15 protein-coding genes are annotated in these 16,983 nt (G+C 68.4%); 7 read left to right on the forward strand and 8 right to left on the reverse strand.

What is annotated here, in order from left to right; translation table 11 throughout:
* Positions 1-7 precede the first annotated feature (7 nt).
* Genes ASC87_RS10260 through ASC87_RS10275 form a run of 4 tightly spaced genes read right to left on the reverse strand, consistent with a single transcriptional unit; the run spans position 8 to position 4,554 of the window.
* A complete protein-coding gene (locus tag ASC87_RS10260; protein ID WP_056660495.1) occupies positions 8-1,540 on the reverse strand; it encodes a PAS domain-containing sensor histidine kinase in 1,533 nt (510 codons plus the stop codon).
* Positions 1,541-1,559: 19 nt separating this feature from the next.
* Positions 1,560-2,741, reverse strand: a complete 1,182-nt coding sequence (locus tag ASC87_RS10265) for a CaiB/BaiF CoA-transferase family protein (RefSeq protein WP_056660498.1) — start codon at positions 2,739-2,741, stop codon at positions 1,560-1,562.
* Between the two features lie 9 nt (positions 2,742-2,750).
* The gene (locus tag ASC87_RS10270; RefSeq protein ID WP_056660501.1) at positions 2,751-3,593 is read right to left on the reverse strand and encodes a 23S rRNA (adenine(2030)-N(6))-methyltransferase RlmJ; all 843 of its coding nucleotides are present in this window, start codon (positions 3,591-3,593) and stop codon (positions 2,751-2,753) included.
* Positions 3,594-3,603: 10 nt separating this feature from the next.
* A complete protein-coding gene (locus tag ASC87_RS10275; RefSeq protein WP_056660504.1) occupies positions 3,604-4,554 on the reverse strand; it encodes a LysR family transcriptional regulator in 951 nt (316 codons plus the stop codon).
* A 100-nt stretch (positions 4,555-4,654) separates the two neighbouring features.
* Here ASC87_RS10275 and ASC87_RS10280 point away from each other — a divergent pair, with 100 nt between their 5' ends.
* Together ASC87_RS10280 and ASC87_RS10285 are read left to right on the forward strand one after the other, a co-directional pair.
* Positions 4,655-5,662 carry a zinc-binding alcohol dehydrogenase family protein gene (locus tag ASC87_RS10280; protein ID WP_056660507.1) on the forward strand — a complete coding sequence of 336 codons (1,008 nt, stop codon included), beginning with the start codon at positions 4,655-4,657 and terminating at the stop codon, positions 5,660-5,662.
* A gap of 83 nt (positions 5,663-5,745) precedes the next feature.
* Positions 5,746-6,834, forward strand: a complete 1,089-nt coding sequence (locus tag ASC87_RS10285; protein WP_056660510.1) for an alkene reductase — start codon at positions 5,746-5,748, stop codon at positions 6,832-6,834.
* Positions 6,835-6,840: 6 nt separating this feature from the next.
* On the opposite strand, the gene ASC87_RS10290 is transcribed toward ASC87_RS10285, so the two are convergent.
* Entirely contained in the window at positions 6,841-7,416 is a 576-nt protein-coding gene (locus ASC87_RS10290; protein WP_056660512.1) for an MOSC domain-containing protein, read from the reverse strand.
* Positions 7,413-8,213 (reverse strand): substrate-binding domain-containing protein, encoded by an 801-nt coding sequence (locus ASC87_RS10295; RefSeq protein ID WP_056660515.1) that lies wholly within the window; start codon positions 8,211-8,213, stop codon positions 7,413-7,415. The genes ASC87_RS10290 and ASC87_RS10295 overlap by 4 nt, the downstream gene beginning before the upstream one ends.
* 109 nt (positions 8,214-8,322) lie before the next feature.
* Here ASC87_RS10295 and ASC87_RS31765 point away from each other — a divergent pair, with 109 nt between their 5' ends.
* Complete coding sequence (locus ASC87_RS31765; protein WP_157603953.1) at positions 8,323-8,535, forward strand: hypothetical protein; 213 nt, start codon at positions 8,323-8,325, stop codon at positions 8,533-8,535.
* Positions 8,536-8,548: 13 nt separating this feature from the next.
* On the opposite strand, the gene ASC87_RS10300 is transcribed toward ASC87_RS31765, so the two are convergent.
* Positions 8,549-9,454 carry a 2-hydroxyacid dehydrogenase gene (locus tag ASC87_RS10300; RefSeq protein ID WP_056660518.1) on the reverse strand — a complete coding sequence of 302 codons (906 nt, stop codon included), beginning with the start codon at positions 9,452-9,454 and terminating at the stop codon, positions 8,549-8,551.
* Positions 9,455-9,459: 5 nt separating this feature from the next.
* Positions 9,460-10,443, reverse strand: a complete 984-nt coding sequence (locus tag ASC87_RS10305; protein ID WP_056660521.1) for a tripartite tricarboxylate transporter substrate binding protein — start codon at positions 10,441-10,443, stop codon at positions 9,460-9,462.
* A gap of 225 nt (positions 10,444-10,668) precedes the next feature.
* Between ASC87_RS10305 and kdgD the strand changes: the two genes are divergently transcribed.
* From kdgD to ASC87_RS10325, 4 genes are all read left to right on the forward strand, one after another.
* Positions 10,669-11,580: a 5-dehydro-4-deoxyglucarate dehydratase gene (gene kdgD, locus ASC87_RS10310; RefSeq protein WP_056660524.1), complete on the forward strand. Its 912-nt coding sequence runs from the start codon at positions 10,669-10,671 to the stop codon at positions 11,578-11,580.
* Between the two features lie 22 nt (positions 11,581-11,602).
* Positions 11,603-13,042: an aldehyde dehydrogenase family protein gene (locus ASC87_RS10315; RefSeq protein ID WP_056660527.1), complete on the forward strand. Its 1,440-nt coding sequence runs from the start codon at positions 11,603-11,605 to the stop codon at positions 13,040-13,042.
* A 111-nt stretch (positions 13,043-13,153) separates the two neighbouring features.
* Entirely contained in the window at positions 13,154-14,719 is a 1,566-nt protein-coding gene (gene garD / locus ASC87_RS10320) for a galactarate dehydratase (protein ID WP_056660530.1), read from the forward strand.
* Positions 14,720-15,106: 387 nt separating this feature from the next.
* On the forward strand, positions 15,107-16,972 hold the full coding sequence (locus ASC87_RS10325; protein ID WP_056660533.1) for a phosphoenolpyruvate carboxykinase (GTP): 1,866 nt from the start codon (positions 15,107-15,109) through the stop codon (positions 16,970-16,972).
* Positions 16,973-16,983: the final 11 nt, after the last annotated feature.

Below are 16,983 nucleotides of genomic sequence, written 5' to 3' on the forward strand. Positions count from 1 at the left end.
GGGCGTTTCATGCCGCAGACCGCATCGTCAGCGTGAACAGGGCCCATTCGCCCGGGGCGCCGGCCGCGTCGATGCGGCCGCCCATTCGCTCGATCAACTGCCGCGTGATCGCGAGGCCGATGCCCGTGCCCCCTTCCGGTCCGGCATCCCGGCCGAGGCGATTGAACGGCTCGTACAGGCGCTGCAACTGCGCGGGGTCGAGGCCGTCGCCGGTGTTCCACACCGACACGGTCAGGTGCTTCGCGCCGTCGGCGGCGAGGCCCACGCGCACGGTGCCGCCGGGCCGGTTGTACTTGATGGCGTTCGACAGCAGGTTCAGCACACACTGGCGCAGGCGCAACGGATCGGCGAGCGCCCAGGCCGATGGGGTGTCGATGCTGCGCTCCACCTGGAGGTGGCGTTCACGCACCGACGTGTCCACCATCTGCACGCAGTCGCTGATGAGCCCGTCCACGTCCACGGGCACCGATTGCAGGTCTACCGCATCCACCTCGATGCGGCTCAGGTCCATCAGGTCGGTGATCAGTTCGAGCAGGTGCTGGCCTGCCTGTTCGATGAAGCGCACCCGCTCGCGTTGGTCGGGCGTGAGGGGCACACGCATGTCCAGCTGAAGCAGCTGCGCGAACCCGAGCACCGCGTTCAGCGGCGTGCGCAACTCGTGGCTCACGCGGGCGAGGAACTGCGATTTCATCGCACTCGCCTGCTCGGCCGCGCGCTGCTGCTCCCGGGCGGCCTGCGCGGCCTTCAGGTCGGTGATGTCGACGAGCGTGCCCACCATGCGCCGGGCCTGGCCGTCGGGCGCGAACTCGGCGATGCGGCCGCGGCTCATCACCCAGATCCAGCGCCCGCTGGCGTGCCGCATGCGGAACTCGTCGCTGTACGACGCGGCCGGGTGGCGGAGGAATGCGCGCAGCCGCTCGTACGACGGTTGCACGTCGTCCGGGTGGCACAACGCAAAGAAGCTCTGCACGGTCACCGGCCCGAACGCCTCGGGGGTGGTGCCGAGGATGTCGGCCCAGCGGCCGCCACAGGAGAGCGTGCGGTCGATCAGGTCCCGTTCCCACAGGCCCACGTTGCCGCCGGTGATGGCCGCGTCGAGCCGCTCCTGCGACTTGCGCAACGCGGAGATCATCGCCTCGCGCTCGGCCTCCATCGTTACCTGGCGCGTGACGTCGATGACGAGCACGAGGCGCGCGTCGCGCCCGTGGTACATGAGGCCGTGTGAACTCGTCCGCGCGAACAGCGATTCGCCGGACTTGGTGTAGTGGTGCCACGGCCCGGAGACCGGAACACTTTCGCGGGCCCGCGCATCCCGCACCGCCTGGTACATGGCCTCCAACTCGTGGGGCGGCCGGATGTCGGCGATGGTCATGTGCAGGAATTCGTCGCGTGTGTACCCGTAGCGTTCAACGGCAGCAGCGTTGACATCGAGGAACTGCAGCGTGTCCTGGGCGTAGATCCACATCGACTGCGGGTTCGCGTGGAACATCTGCTGGTAGCTGACGCCCTCGTCAGGGGGGATGTCGGGGATGGCGCTCATGACGGATCCCGCTGCGCCGTCAGATCACGCCACGTTCCCGCAGCGCCTGCAACTGGGCGTCGGTGACCCCCACGTCGCGCAGCACGGCCGCCGTGTCTTCACCCAGCGTGGGTGCACGCCGCACGATGCCCCCCGGCGTGGCGCTCAGCTTCGGCACGATGCCCGGCATGTCCACCGCGAGTCCATCGGCCGATACCACTTGCATGATCATGCCGCGGGCCCGGTAGTGCGGGTCCTCGGCGATGTCCTTCGCGGTGTACAGCCGGCCGGCAGGCACCTGGGAGCCGTTCAGGGTGTCGAGCACTTCGGCCACGGTGCGGGGCGCCGTCCAGGCGCCGATGGCAGCGTCGATCTCGGCCACGCGTGCCACCCGGGCCGGGTTGCCGACCAGCGTGGGGTCGCGGGCCAGGTCGTCGCGGCCGATGGCGGCCATCAACCGGGTGAAGATGCTGTCGCCGTTGCCGGCCACGAGCACCCAGCCGTCGGCACACGCGTACGCGTTGCTCGGGGCGATGCCGGGCAGCGCCGAGCCGGCCGCCTCGCGTACCGCGCCGAACGCGCTGTACTCGGGCAGCAGGCTTTCCATGCAGTTGAAGACGGCTTCGTACAGCGCCACGTCGATCACCTGGCCCTGCCCGGTGGTGTGGCGGTGGTGCAGCGCCATCAGGATGCCGATCACGCCGTGCAGCGAGGCCAGCGTGTCGCCGATGCTGACCCCCACCCGCACCGGCACCCGGCCCGGTTCGGCCGTCAGGTGGCGCAGGCCGCCCATGGCCTCGGCCACCACGCCGAAGCCGGGGCGGTCCTTGTACGGTCCGGTCTGGCCGTAACCGCTGATGCGCAGCATCACGAGGCCAGGGTTGGTGCTGGCGAGCGTGGTGTGGTCGAAGCCCCAGCTTTCCATCACACCGGGCTTGAAGTTCTCGATGAGCACGTCGCACTCGTCGATCAGGCGGCGCACGATGTCGCGGGCCTCGGGCGACTTCAGGTCGAGCGTGACACTCTTCTTGTTGCGCGACTGCACCTGCCACCACACGCTGGTGCCTTCATGCAGCAGCCGCCATTGGCGCAGCGGATCGCCCGTGCCGGGCGGCTCGATCTTGATGACGTCGGCACCGAAATCGGCGAGCGTCTTGGCGGCAAAAGGGCCGGCAATCAGCTGGCCCATCTCAAGCACCTTCAGTCCGGTCAGCGGACCCATGCAGGCCTCCTAGGCGGCTTTTTGTTCGATCAGGTACGACGCCTCATCGTATTGCCCCAGCACGTTGACCAGATAGGGCATCAACCCGACCAGTTCGTCGTGCAGCGTGTACGGCGGGTTCATGATAAACATGCCGCTGCCGGCCAGGCCGAACCCCTGCGCGTCGGGCAACTGCACCGTCAGGCGCACGTGCAGCCAGCCCTTCGGGGCCAGCGTTTCCAGGCGGCGCGGCAACTGGGCGGCTTCGAGCTTGCTGACCTGCGGGTACCAGACCATGTAGACGCCGTCGACGAACCGCTCGATGGCCTCGCGCAGCGACGCGATGACCCGGCCGTAGTCGCCCGTGCCTTCGTACGACGGGTCCATCAGCACCACGGCACGCCGGCTCGACGGCGGCACCTGGCCCTTGAGGCCGTCGAAACCGTCGCTGTCGCGCACCTCCGCGCCCTTGATCTCGCCGAGGAACGACGCCAGGATGCGGTGGTCGGTGGGGTGGCGCTCGAAACAGCGCAGCTGGTCGCCGTGGCGCAGCAGCATCTGGGCGAAGGCCGGCGAACCGGGGTACTGCTCCATGCGGCCGTCGGGGTTGAACTGGCGCACGAGCTGCACGTAGTCGGCGGCCAGCTCCGGCAGGTCGTCGCGGTCCCACAGGCGGGCAATGCCCTCGACATACTCGCCCTTCTTCTGCGCGTACTGCCCCTCGAGCGAGTACCCGCCAGCGCCGGCGTGGGTGTCGACGAACCGGTACGGCTTGTCTTTCTGGTTCATGTAGCGCAGCACGCGGGTGAGCACGATGTGTTTCAGGACATCGGCATGGTTGCCCGCGTGGAAGGCATGGCGGTAGGCGAGCATGGGGCGGATCTCAATCGGGTGGCGCAGACCCGCTATTGTCGTTGCTTGTGGTGTCGTCGACGCGGGCGAACTGCATGACGAGTTCGTCGAGCAGCCGCCGCACCCGCAGCGGCAGGTGCCGCTGGGTGGGCAGGATGGCCTGCACCGGCGTCGTGTCACCGTGCCAGGCGGGCATCACCCGCACCAGGCGGCCCGCCTTCAGGTCGGCCAGCACGTCCAGTCCGGCCTTGAACGCGATGCCGAGCCCGGCCACCGCCCACTCCCGCACCAGGCCGCCGTCGTCGGCCACCCGATTGCCGTTGGCCTTGACCTGGACTGTCTCGGTGCCGCGGTGGAACGTCCAGCGGATCTCGGGCCGGCTCTTCAGGTTCAGCACGAGGCAGTTGTGCCGGGCCAGGTCGTCGGGGTGCGCCGGGTGGCCGTGGGCGGCCAGGTACCCGGGAGACGCCACCAGCACACGCCGGGTTTCCAACAGCGGCCGCACCACGAGCGACGAGTCCTGCAGCACCCCGTAGCGCACCGCGAGGTCCACCCGCTCGCGCATCAGGTCGTGCACGGCGTCCGACAGGTGCAACACGAGCCGCAGCTTCGGGTGCCGAGCGAGGAATGGCGACAGCATCGGGCTCAGCACGGTGCGGCCCAGGTCCAGTGGCGACGCGAGGTGCACCTCACCCGCCAGTTCCTCCCGCTGGGCGCCCAGCAGCGACCGGGCATCGTCGAGCACCCCGAGCGCCCGCTGGGCGTGGTCGCGGAGCAACTCGCCTTCCGGCGTCAGGCGCATCGACCGGGTGGATCGTTCAACGAGGCGCACCGCCAGCGACGCCTCGAGCCGCTTCAGCGAGGCGCTGGCGGCCGCCGGGGTCAAGTGCATCTGCCGGGCAGCGGCGCTCAGCGAACCGGCGTCGGCCAGCCGGATGAACAGCTGGAGCTGGGCGAGTTGCAGGTCGGCGGGCCAGTTCATTTGCTCGTCAGATTTGAAAGTGTTATTGGTTTCGCTGCCATTATCAAACTGGATCTCTCTCCGTAGAGTTCACGCCATCGCATCTCACCGGAGTTCCTCCATGAAAGCCGTCGCCCGCTACCAGCCGCTCCCCATCGACCACGCCGAATCGCTCGTCGACATCACGCAACCCGCGCCCACCCCCGGCCCGCGCGATCTGCTGGTGCGGGTGCACGCCGTGTCGGTGAACCCGGTGGATACCAAGGTGCGCCGCGGTTCACCGGCCACCGGCGACCAGCCGAAGGTGCTCGGGTTCGACGCCTCCGGGGTCGTCGAGGCCGTGGGCGCACAGGTCAGCCTCTTCAAGCCGGGTGACCGTGTGTACTACGCGGGCGACATCACCCGCCCCGGCAGCAACGCCGAGCTGCAGCTGGTGGACGAGCGCATCACCGGCCGCATGCCGGTGTCGCTCGGGTTTGCCGAAGCGGCCGCCCTGCCGCTGACGGCCATCACCGCGTGGGAGTTGCTGTTCGACCGGCTGGGGGTGAACGCCGGGACAGACGGCACCCTGCTGGTCACCGGCGCGGGCGGCGGCGTGGGCTCGATCCTCGTGCAACTCGCCCGCCAGCTGACGAAGATGACCATCGTGGGCACGGCCTCGCGCCCCGAGACGCAGCAGTGGGTGCGCGAACTCGGCGCCCACCACGTGATCGACCACTCGAAACCGCTGGGCGAAGGCCTGAACGCCGCCGGCATCGGTGCCGTCCACGTGGTGGCGAGCCTGACCCACACTGACCAGCACTACGCGCAGATCATCGAGGCGCTGGCGCCCCAGGGCCGCCTGGGCCTGATCGACGACCCCGCCACACCGATCGACGTGATGGCGCTCAAGCGCAAGGCGTTGTCGCTGCATTGGGAAATGATGTTCGCGCGGCCGATGTTCCAGACCGCCGACATGCAGGCCCAGCATGACCTGCTCAACCGCGTGGCCGACCTGGTCGACGCCGGCCGGTTGCGCACCACCGTCGGTGAACAGTTTGGCACCATCAATGCCACCAACCTGAAGCGGGCGCACGCATTCATTGAAAGCGGCCGTGCCAAGGGCAAGGTGGTGCTGGCCGGTTTCTAAGGGCTTGCACGCTGGGGACAGCACGGCCGCCGAAGATTTCGTACGATCGTGCGCAACCAAGACACCCTTCACCTCGAAACACCATGACCTCCCTCTTCGACCCCGCCCGCATCGGCGACATCCCCACCACCAACCGCGTCGTGATGGCGCCACTCACCCGCAACCGCGCGGGCGCCGGCCTCGTGCCCACCGACCTCGCGGTCGAGTACTACCGCCAGCGCGCCAGCGCCGGGCTCATCGTCACCGAGGCCGCGCAGGTGATGGCCGAGGGCCAGGGTTATCTCGACACCCCCGGGATCCACACCCCGGCCCAGGTGGCCGCGTGGAGGAAGGTGACCGACGCGGTGCACGCCGAAGGTGGCCGCATCGTGATCCAGCTGTGGCACGTGGGCCGCATCTCGCACATCTCGCTGCTGCCCGGTGGCCAGGCCCCCGTGTCGTCCACGGCGCGCAACGCCGGCGGCAAGGTGTTCACCAAGGAGGGGTTCGTCGACACCTCCACGCCGCGCGCGCTGCGTGCCGATGAACTGCCGGGCATCGTCGAGGCCTATCGCCACGCCGCCCGCTGCGCCCTCGACGCCGGCTTCGACGGCGTCGAGGTGCACGCCGCCAACGGCTACCTGATCGACCAGTTCCTGCGCGACAGCATCAACGACCGCACCGACGACTTCGGCGGTTCCATCGAGAACCGCACGCGCTTCCTCGTCGACGTGATGAACGCGGTGGTGGGTGCGATCGGCGCCGGCCGCACCGGCGTGCGCCTGAGCCCGGTGACCCCGGTCAACGGTGCGGGCCAGGACAGCAACCCCCAGGCCGTCTTCAACCGCGCGGTGGAACGCCTCGCGCCGCTGAAGCTCGCGTTCCTGCACGTGGTGGAAGGCCAGACCGGCGGCCCGCGAGACGTGGCCCCGTTCGACTACGAGGCGCTGCGCACCCGCTACAAGGCCGGGCACGACGCCGGCGCGTGGATGGTCAACAACGGCTACAACCGCCAGATGGCGATGGACGTGGTGTCCACCGGCGCGGCCGACCTGGTGGCGTTCGGCCGCCCGTTCATCGGCAACCCGGACCTGGTACACCGCCTGAAGGAAGACAAGCCGCTCGCGTCGCTGAACCCGAAGCTGCTGTATGGTGGTGGCGCCGAGGGTTACACCGACTACCCTGCCCTCTGACGCGCGTCAGCGCTTGATCTTCGCGCGAAAGAGTTCCCCGATGCCCACCTCGCGTGGGCCGGGGATCACCTCGAACACCTCGCCGGCCGTCACCGTGCCGGGCTCGCGCACCGCGAGGTAGAAGCCGCACCAGCCGTTGGCCGACATCAGCTTGACGGCCTGGTTGAACCCCATGGCCGCGTTGAACTTGAAACACGGGAACCGGGGTTCGCTGACGGCCAGCGTGCAGTTCGGGAACTTCAGCAGGTCGCCGATCCACACCTGGGATTCGAGCAGGCCGGCGATGGTCAGGTTCTCGCCCATCGCCCCGTGGGGCAATGCGGCGTTCCATTCGGCCGCCTTGGCTTGCGCGCGCACGGTCTGCCAGAACGGGTAGTGCTCGCTCGGGTACGCGTACACGGCCTTCGACAAGCCGCCGTGCACCGACAGGTCGGCCTGTTCGTCGCCGTCGAGGCCCAGGGGCCGCACGGCCACCGGCCCGTCCACCGGGCGCTTGTGGATGCCTGTCATCACCGGGCGGCCACCGATCTCGATCTCGGTGGCGAGGGCCCGGTTGACGCTGAGCAGGGTGGGCTGGCTCACGCCGGCGACTTCCAGCCCCGCACCGCGGACGCCACGCGGCGGCCGTTGTTGCCCGAGACCCATTGGACAAACAGCTTGGCCGCCGGGTGGTTCACCCGGAACGACCGCATCACGTGCACGTCGTTGGCCATGCGCGCGTCGCCCTCGGCCACGATGGCCAGCGGCTTGGTGGAGCGCTTCAGCCAGATGCTGCGTTCGACCACCGTGTAGGCGCCTTGCGAGGCGGCCAGGGCCACCGCGTCGCCGTTTGCCGGGGTCTTGCTGTACCAGGGTGCGGCGGGGGCCACCTTCGCCGCGCGCCACAGCGCCAGTTCACCGAGGTTTGCCCCACTGCCGTCGGCCGGGGCCACGAACTTCGCCTGCGCCTGCGCGAGGCGGAACAGCGCCGCGCCGATGTCACGTTCGCCCAGCAGCCCGGCGGGGTCGACGGCCTTCTTGCCCTTGCCTTCGACGGGGCCCACCAGCACCAGGTCACCGCTGGCGACGCGCTGGCGGTCGTGGGCAAGGCCCTGCTTCTCGAGCTTCAGCTCGATGTCGGGGGCGTTGGTCATCGACGCATCGACCTCACCCTGTTCAAGCGCGGCCAGCACCGAGGCGCTGCTGCCGGGCATCATCTTGACGACGATGCCGGTGTCGCGTCCGAAGGCGCGCTGGAACGCAGCGGCCAGGCCGGAGTCGACGAGCGACTGCTCGACGCCCAGCAGCAGCGGGTCGGACATGGATTTCTTTTGCGCAGCGCGCACGCCGGGCGCCCAGGCGGCGGCCAGCAGGGAGATCAGGAGGGGACGGCGATTCATGGGGTGGATCTTACGATCCCGGCGGCGGCAAGCTGTAAATCATGGCAGGTGCGGGCCGGGCCGCGGGCCGATAGATTGCGGCTCTTGCCGCTGCACTCAGGAGTTCGCCATGAATCGAGGACGTGTGACCCCGGATTCCCCTTCCGGGTGGGCCTGGTGCGAGGTCTGCAGCGACCGCCTCCAGGAAATGGAACCGCGGCTCACCACCGCCGACTGCGACGTGTTCGCCGCCACGCTGTGGGCGAACGAATCCGAGCGGGGCACCGCGCCGGAAGACGCGGCCGAACGGTTCCTCGCCCCGGAGGACGAGGCACTGGCCTGAGAGGCAGAGCCCGTCAGGAGGCCGGCGTCTGCACCCGGCCGTCGCGGTAGAACGCCCGCAGGTTCTCGTGCACCAGGTCGGCCATGGCACCTCGCGTCTGTGCCGTGCCGCTGGCGATGTGCGGCAGCAGCACCACGTTGTCCAGGCCCAGCAGCCCGGCCGGCACGTTCGGCTCGGCCTCGAACACATCGAGCCCGGCCCCTGCGATGCGGCCGGTCTGCAGGGCGTGCACCAGGGCGGCCTCGTCCACCACGCTGCCGCGGGCCACGTTGATGAGGAACCCCTCGGGCCCGAGCGCGTCCAGCACCCGGATGTCGATCAGGTGCCGCGTGCCCGCGCCGCCGGCCACGATCACCACGAGGAAGTCACACCACTCGGCCAGGCCCGTCAGCGAAGGCTCGTGGACCCAATCCACCCCGTCCACCGGCCGGCGGCTGTGGTACCGCACGGCCATGTCGAAGCCCGCCGCACGCCGCGCGATGGTGCGTCCGATGCGCCCCAGCCCCACGATGCCGAGCCGGCGACCGCTCACACGCTGGCCCAGGCGGAAACGCCCCTGGTGCCATTCGCCGCGGCGCAGGAACCGGTCCGCCGCGCTGACACCCCGGGCCACGTCCAGCATCAGTGCAAACGCGAGGTCGGCCACGCAGTCGTTCAGCACGTCCGGCGTGTTGGCCACCGCGATGCCACGCCGGGCGGCGGCGGCCAGGTCGAGGGAGTCCGTGCCCACGCCAAAGCTCGAGATCACCTGCAACGACGGCAGGGCCTCGATCAGCGCGGCGTCCGCGCCGAACACCGCGGACGTGACCAGGCCGGTGAACGTGTGGCCCTGTGCGGCCAGGTAGGCCGCCGGGTCGGGTTCGCCGGCCAGCCCGGGCAGAAGTCGGCCCTTCTGGAGCACCCGGTGGCGTGTGGTCATGGCGTTCAATCCGGTTTGACGTTGCCGTCCTTCACCACCTTGGCCCATTTGGCCTGCTCGGCCAGCTGGAAGTCGGCGAACTGTTTCGGCGAGTTTGGCGAGTAGATCAGGCCCAGGGCGTCCATCTTGGCCTTGGTCTCCGGGTTGGCGATGATCTTCTGCAGTTCGCTGTTCAACCGGTTGACGATGGCCGGCGGGGTGCCCGCGGGGGCGAACAGGCCCTGCCAGCTGGCCACGTCGAAGCCGGCCACGCCTGCTTCCTGCAGTGTGGGCACGTCGGGCAGCGCGGGGCTGCGCCTGGACGACGTCACCCCGAGCGCGCGCACCTTGCCGGCCTGGATGTGGGGCAGCGCCACGGTGACGGTCTCGAAGCTCATCGGCACCTGGCCGGCGATCACATCCTGGATGGCGGGGCCGCTGCCCTTGTAGGGCACATGCAGGACGTCGACGCCGGCGAGCAGCTTCAGCATCTCACCCGACATGTGTTGCGAGGTGCCCTGCCCGGCCGAGGCGAAGGCGATCGAGCCCGGCTTCGCCTTCGCGCGGGCGATCAGCTCCTTCGCGTTCCTGGCGGGTTCGGTGGGGGTCACGAGCAGCACGTTCGAGATGCTGCCGAGCAGCAGGATGGGGCTGAAGTCCTTCGCGGCGTTGTACGGGATCTTCGGCGACAGCGCCGGGTTGATCGCGTGCGTGGCGATGGTGCCGAGCAGCAGCGTGTAGCCGTCCGCCGGAGACTTGGCCACGCTGTCCGCGCCGATCACCCCGCCCGCGCCGCCCTTGTTGTCGACGATCACCGTCTGCTTGAGGACCGTCTGGAGCTGGGCGCCGATGTGGCGGGCCAGGATGTCCGACGTGCCGCCCGCGGCAAACGGCACCACCAGCTTGATCGGCTTGGCGGGCCAGGTGTCCTGGGCAAAGGACGGGGCAGCCCATGCGAGGCCGCCGGCCACGCAAGTCAATCGGACAAGAAAGGAACGGCGAGCGGACATCGGGAACTCCACAAAGAATCGGGCCAAGCACTCGCTCCGTTGTATGTTGTCAGACAACGAAGGCACGAGGTGCGATCATCCGGCGGCCCTTTTCCCCAGGCATCGGTGATAACCACAATAAAATCCGCTTGCGTTTCCGGGCGTTAGTTGTACGATGACATACAACGTGCCGGTGGTGCACGCCTTTGCCTGCGAATGTCGCGGGTCCCCATTCGGAGCATTTCCATGAATCCCCAAGAGCTGAAAAAAGCGCTGTCGACCGGTCTGCTGTCCTTCCCGCTGACCGACTTCGATGCCAGCCTCAAATTCAACCCGACCGCCTACGCGAAGCGCCTCGAATGGCTGATGCCCTATGGCGCCACGGTGCTGTTCGCGGCCGGTGGTACCGGTGAGTTCTTCTCGCTCGAGCCGGGCGAGTTCACCGAGGTGGTCCGCGTGGCCGCCGAGACCTGCCGTGGCCAGGTGCCCATCGTCGCCGGCGCCGGCGGCGGCACCACGCTCGCCATCCAGTACGCCCAGGCTGCTGAAAAGGCCGGTGCCCAGGGCCTGCTCCTGCTGCCCCACTACCTGACCGAAGCCTCGCAAGAGGGCCTGATCGCCCACGTGAAGGCCGTTTGCGCCAGCGTCAAGATCGGTGTCATCGTCTACAACCGCGGTGGTGTGCGCCTGACCCCCACGTCGCTCGAGATCCTGGCCGAAGCTTGCCCGAACCTGATCGGCTACAAGGACGGCATCGGCGACATCGAACTGATGGTGTCGATCCGCCAGCGCCTCGGCGACCGTTTCTCGTACCTCGGCGGCCTGCCCACCGCGGAAGTGTTCGCTCACGCCTACCGTGCGCTCGGCGTGCCGGTGTACTCGTCGGCCGTCTTCAACTTCATCCCGAAGACCGCGATCGAGTTCTACAACGCCTACGCCGCCGGTGACCTCGCCACCACCGACCGCCTGATCAAGGACTTCTTCCTGCCGTACCTCGACATCCGCAACCGCGGCCAGGGTTACGCCGTCAGCATCGTGAAGGCCGGTGCCACAATCATCGGCCACTCCGCCGGCCCGGTTCGCCCGCCGCTGTCGGACCTGAAGCCGAAGGAATACGAGGACCTGCAAGCCCTGATGGCCCGCCTCGGCCCCCAGTAACCCACCTGACCCGGAACCCACGATGAAACAGAACCTGATCGGCGGAGCCTGGGTTGATGGCCCCCGCACCACGCGCAACATCAACCCCTCCGACACCCGCGACCTGATCGGCGAGTACGCCCTCGCCGACGCGGCGCAGACGCAGACGGCGATCGCCGCCGCGCAGGATGCGTTCAGCAGCTGGAGCCTCAGCACGCCGCAGCAGCGTTTCGACGCGCTCGACGCCATCGGCACCGAGATCCTGGCCCGCAAGGCCGAGCTCGGCGACCTGCTGGCCCGTGAGGAAGGCAAGCGCCTGCCCGAGGCCATCGGTGAAGTCGGCCGCGCCGGCAACATCTTCAAGTTCTTCGCTGGCGAGGCCTTGCGCCAGGCCGGTGAGGTGCTGGGTTCCGTGCGTCCCGGCGTGGGCGTCGAGGTGACGCGCGAGCCGGTCGGTGTCGTGGGCCTGATCACGCCGTGGAACTTCCCCATCGCCATCCCGGCGTGGAAGATCGCCCCGGCGCTGGCCTTCGGCAACACCGTGGTGTTCAAGCCGGCCGAACTGGTGCCGGGCTCGGCCTGGGCGCTGGCCGAGATCATCTCGCGCAGCGGCGTGCCTGCCGGCGCGTTCAACCTCGTGATGGGCCGTGGAACCGAAGTGGGCGCCACGATGCTCGAGGACAAGCGCGTCAACGCCATCAGCTTCACCGGCTCGGTGGCCACGGGCCAGCGTGTCGCGGCGGCCTGCGTGTCGCGCTTCGCGAAGTTCCAGCTCGAGATGGGCGGCAAGAACCCGTTCGTCGTGCTGGACGACGCTGACCTCGCGGTTGCCGTCAACTGCGCGGTCGACAGCGGCTACTTCTCCACCGGCCAGCGTTGCACCGCCTCGTCGCGCGTGATCGTCACCGAAGGCATCCACGACAAGTTCGTGGCCGCCGTGGCCGAACGCATCAAGACGCTGAAGGTCGACGACGCCCGCAAGGCCGGCACCGACATCGGCCCCGTGGTCGACGACCGCCAGCTCGCGCAGAACCTCGAGTACGTGCAGATCGGCCAAGCCGAAGGCGCCCGCCTCGTGGCCGGCGGCCAGGCCATCCCCACGAATGCCGACGGCCAGCCTGGCTACTTCATGTCCCCGGCGCTGTTTGCCGAGACCACGCCGTCGATGCGCATCAACCGCGAAGAGATCTTCGGCCCGGTGGTCAGCGTGCAGAAGGCCAGGAACTACGAAGAAGCCCTGTTCATGGCCAACGACACCCCGTTCGGCCTGGCCTCGGGCATCGCCACCACGTCGCTCAAGCACGCCACGCACTTCAAGCGCCACGCGCAAGCGGGCATGGTGATGGTGAACCTGCCCACCGCAGGTGTCGATTACCACGTGCCGTTCGGCGGCCGCAAGGGCTCCAGCTACGGCCCGCGCGAACAAGGCCGCTACGCCGCGGAGTTCTTCACCACCGTCAAGACCGCCTACACCCAGGCGTGATCGGGCGGCCCCGGGGTTCCTTGACACCGATCCCCGGGTGCCGCACGATGGCATTCGTTGTATGACAACCTACAACGAACTGCCTATTCCTGTTTGACCGAGCCGTACCCCATGGACCAGCCCGCCGCCCGCCCGCCCCACACGATCCGGATGCACGACGCCGACAACGTCGCGATCGTCGCCAACGACGGGGGCCTGCCGGCCGGCACCGTGCTGCCCGAGGGGCTGGTGCTGAAGGACCACGTGCCCCAGGGGCACAAGGTGGCGCTGGTGGACCTGGCCGAAGGTGCCGTGGTGCGGCGTTACGACGTGCCCATCGGCTACGCGGCCAAGCCCATCGCGGCCGGCAGCTGGGTGCACGAGAAGCTCCTCAGGATGCCCGACGCGCGCGAGCTGGACAACCTGCCCATCGCCACCGTCAAGCCGCCCGCCCAGCCGCCGCTCGAGGGCTACACCTTCGAGGGTTACCGCAACGCCGACGGGTCGGTCGGCACGCGCAACATCCTTGCCATCACCACCACCGTGCAGTGTGTGGCCGGGGTGGTGGATTTCGCCGTCAAGCGCATCAAGGCCGAGCTGCTGCCGAAGTACCCGAACGTCGACGACGTGGTGGGCCTCGAGCACACCTACGGCTGCGGCGTGGCCATCGACGCCCCCGACGCGATCATCCCGATCCGCACGCTGCGCAACATCAGCCTCAACCCCAACTTCGGCGGCGAGGTGATGGTGGTGAGCCTCGGGTGCGAGAAGCTGCAGCCCGACCGCCTGCTGCCGCCCGGTTCCATTCCCATCACCGACCAGCGCGGTGAAGACACCGAACTCGACGTGGTGTGCCTGCAGGATGCCGAACACGTGGGCTTCCTGTCGATGATCGATTCGGTGCTCGAATCGGCCGAGATGCACCTCGAGCGCCTGAACCGCCGCCGCCGCGAAACCGTGCCGGCCAGCGAACTGGTCGTGGGTGTCCAGTGTGGTGGCAGCGACGCGTTTTCGGGGGTCACCGCCAACCCCGCGGTGGGCTTCTGCACCGACCTGCTGGTGCGGGCCGGCGCCACCGTGATGTTCTCGGAAGTCACCGAGGTGCGCGACGGCATCGACCAGCTCACGTCACGCGCCACCACCCCCGAGGTGGCCGAGGCGATGATCCGCGAGATGGCCTGGTACGACGCGTACCTGAACAAGGGCCGCGTGGACCGCAGCGCCAACACCACGCCCGGCAACAAGAAGGGCGGGCTGTCCAACATCGTCGAGAAGGCGATGGGTTCGATCGTCAAGTCCGGCTCGTCGCCCATCTCGGGCGTGCTGTCGCCGGGCGACAAGCTCGCGCAGCGCGGCCTGATCTATGCCGCCACGCCGGCCAGCGACTTCATCTGCGGCACGCTGCAACTGGCCGCCGGCATGAACCTGCACGTGTTCACCACGGGCCGCGGCACGCCGTACGGCCTGGCCGAGGTGCCGGTCATCAAGGTGGCCACCCGCACCGACCTCGCCCGCCGCTGGCACGACCTGATGGACGTGAACGCCGGCCGGATCGCCGACGGCGACGCCACCATCGCCGACGTGGGCTGGGAAATGTTCCGCCTGATGCTCGACGTGGCCAGCGGCAAGAAGACCTGGGCCGAGCAGTGGAAGCTGCACAACGCCCTGGTGCTGTTCAACCCGGCCCCGGTGACCTGACCCCACCTCGCCTGTGTGTTTCCTGCAACGCGCCTTCGGGCGCGTTTTCGTTGCACGAGCGTGTTTTTACGTGGGGCCTGCCCTTGGGCAATTCCACATGATGAACTGAAACTTTCACTTGCCGAACACCCGCGACGCCCGGTGGCATGGCTTTATGCAGATCTTGCATGACCCCCCGTGTCGCGGTGCTGACCCAAGGCAGACAATCGGCAGACAATGATTTTACGGTCGTCCGTTTTACCCGGCGGAGACCTCATGACCTGGCCCCACCCAACGGCCGGAAGGCCCGAAGCGGCATGGGGCGAGCCCCCCAGGACGCCTGCTCACAGCAGGTGCGGACGAGGCTCGCCCGATCCCGTTTTTGTCTTTTTATTGATTGGAGCCACCATGAACCAACCGAAGCTGGAGGGTCTGCGCTTGAACGTCCCTGCCTATGTCAAGAACAACCGCCTGATCTCCTGGGTCGCCGATGTCGCCGCCCTCACCGAGGCGCGTGAGGTCTACTGGTGCGACGGCAGCACCGCCGAGTACGACCGCTTGTGCGGCGAACTCGTGGCCGCCGGCACCTTCAAGAAGTTGAACCCCGAGTTGCGCCCCAACAGCTACCTCGCGCAAAGCAGCCCGAGCGACGTGGCCCGGGTGGAAGACCGCACCTTCATCTGCTCGGCCAGGAAGGAAGACGCCGGTCCCACGAACAACTGGATGGCCCCGGCCGAGATGCGCGAACTGCTGCAGACCGGCGACAACGCCCTCTTCAAGGGCAGCATGCGCGGCCGCACGCTGTATGTGGTGCCGTTCAGCATGGGCCCGCTCGGCTCGCCCATCGCCCACATCGGCGTCGAACTGTCGGACAGCCCGTACGTGGCCGTCAACATGAAGATCATGACGCGCATGGGCAAGGCCGTGCTCGACGTCCTCGGCGAGGATGGCAGCTTCGTGCCGTGCGTCCACACCGTCGGTGCCCCGCTGGAGCCCGGCCAGAAGGACGTCAGCTGGCCCTGCAACACCACCAAGTACATCGTCCACTACCCCGAAACCCAGGAAATCTGGAGCTATGGCTCCGGCTACGGCGGCAACGCACTGTTGGGCAAGAAGTGTTTCGCGCTGCGCATCGCCTCCACGATGGGCCGTGACCAGGGGTGGTTGGCCGAGCACATGCTGGTGCTGGGTGTCACGTCGCCCGACGGCCAGAAACGCCACGTGGCCGCCGCCTTCCCGAGCGCCTGCGGCAAGACCAACTTCGCGATGCTGATCCCGCCGGCCGGTTTCGAGGGCTGGAGCGTCACCACCATCGGCGACGACATCGCCTGGATCAAGCCGGGTGCCGACGGCCGCCTGTACGCCATCAACCCGGAAGCCGGCTACTTCGGCGTGGCCCCGGGCACGAACAGCAAGACCAACGCCAATTGCATGGCCAGCCTGACCCGCGACGTGATCTTCACGAACGTGGCACTGACCGACGACGGCGACGTCTGGTGGGAAGGCATGACCGACACCCCGCCGGCCCACGCCATCGACTGGCAGGGCAAGGACTGGACGCCCCAGATCGCCAAGGAAACCGGCGCGAAGGCCGCGCACCCGAACGCCCGCTTCACGGTGGGTGCACTGAACAACCCGGCGCTCGACAGCGAGTGGGACAACCCCGCCGGCGTGCCCATCGACGCGTTCATCTTCGGCGGCCGCCGTTCCACCACCGTGCCGCTCGTCACCGAGGCGCGCGACTGGAACGAAGGCGTCTACATGGCTGCCACGATGGGCTCGGAAACCACCGCCGCCGCCGCAGGCCAGCAAGGTGTGGTGCGCCGCGACCCGTTCGCGATGCTGCCGTTCATGGGCTACAACATGAGCGACTACTTCCAGCACTGGCTGAACCTGGGCGCCAAGCTGAAGGCATCGGGTGCCCCGGTGCCCAAGATCTTCTGCGTCAACTGGTTCCGCAAGGGCGACGACGGCAAGTTCGTGTGGCCGGGCTACGGCGACAACATGCGCGTGCTGAAGTGGATCCTCGAACGTGCCGACGGCAAGGGCCAGGGCGAAGAGAACCTTTTCGGCGTGACCCCTCGCTACGAAGACATCACCTGGACCGGCCTTGACTTCACGAAGGCCCAGTTCGACCAGGTCACCGGCATCGACAAGGCGGCCTGGCAGAACGAACTCGGCCTGCACGCCGAGTTGTTCGCCCAGCTGGCGTACCACCTGCCGGCCGAACTGACGGCCACGAAGGCGAAGCTCGAGCAGCGCCTCGCGGCCTGATCAGGCACCGC

This window comes from Rhizobacter sp. Root1221 (assembly GCF_001425785.1).
Lineage (GTDB): Bacteria > Pseudomonadota > Gammaproteobacteria > Burkholderiales > Burkholderiaceae_C > Rhizobacter.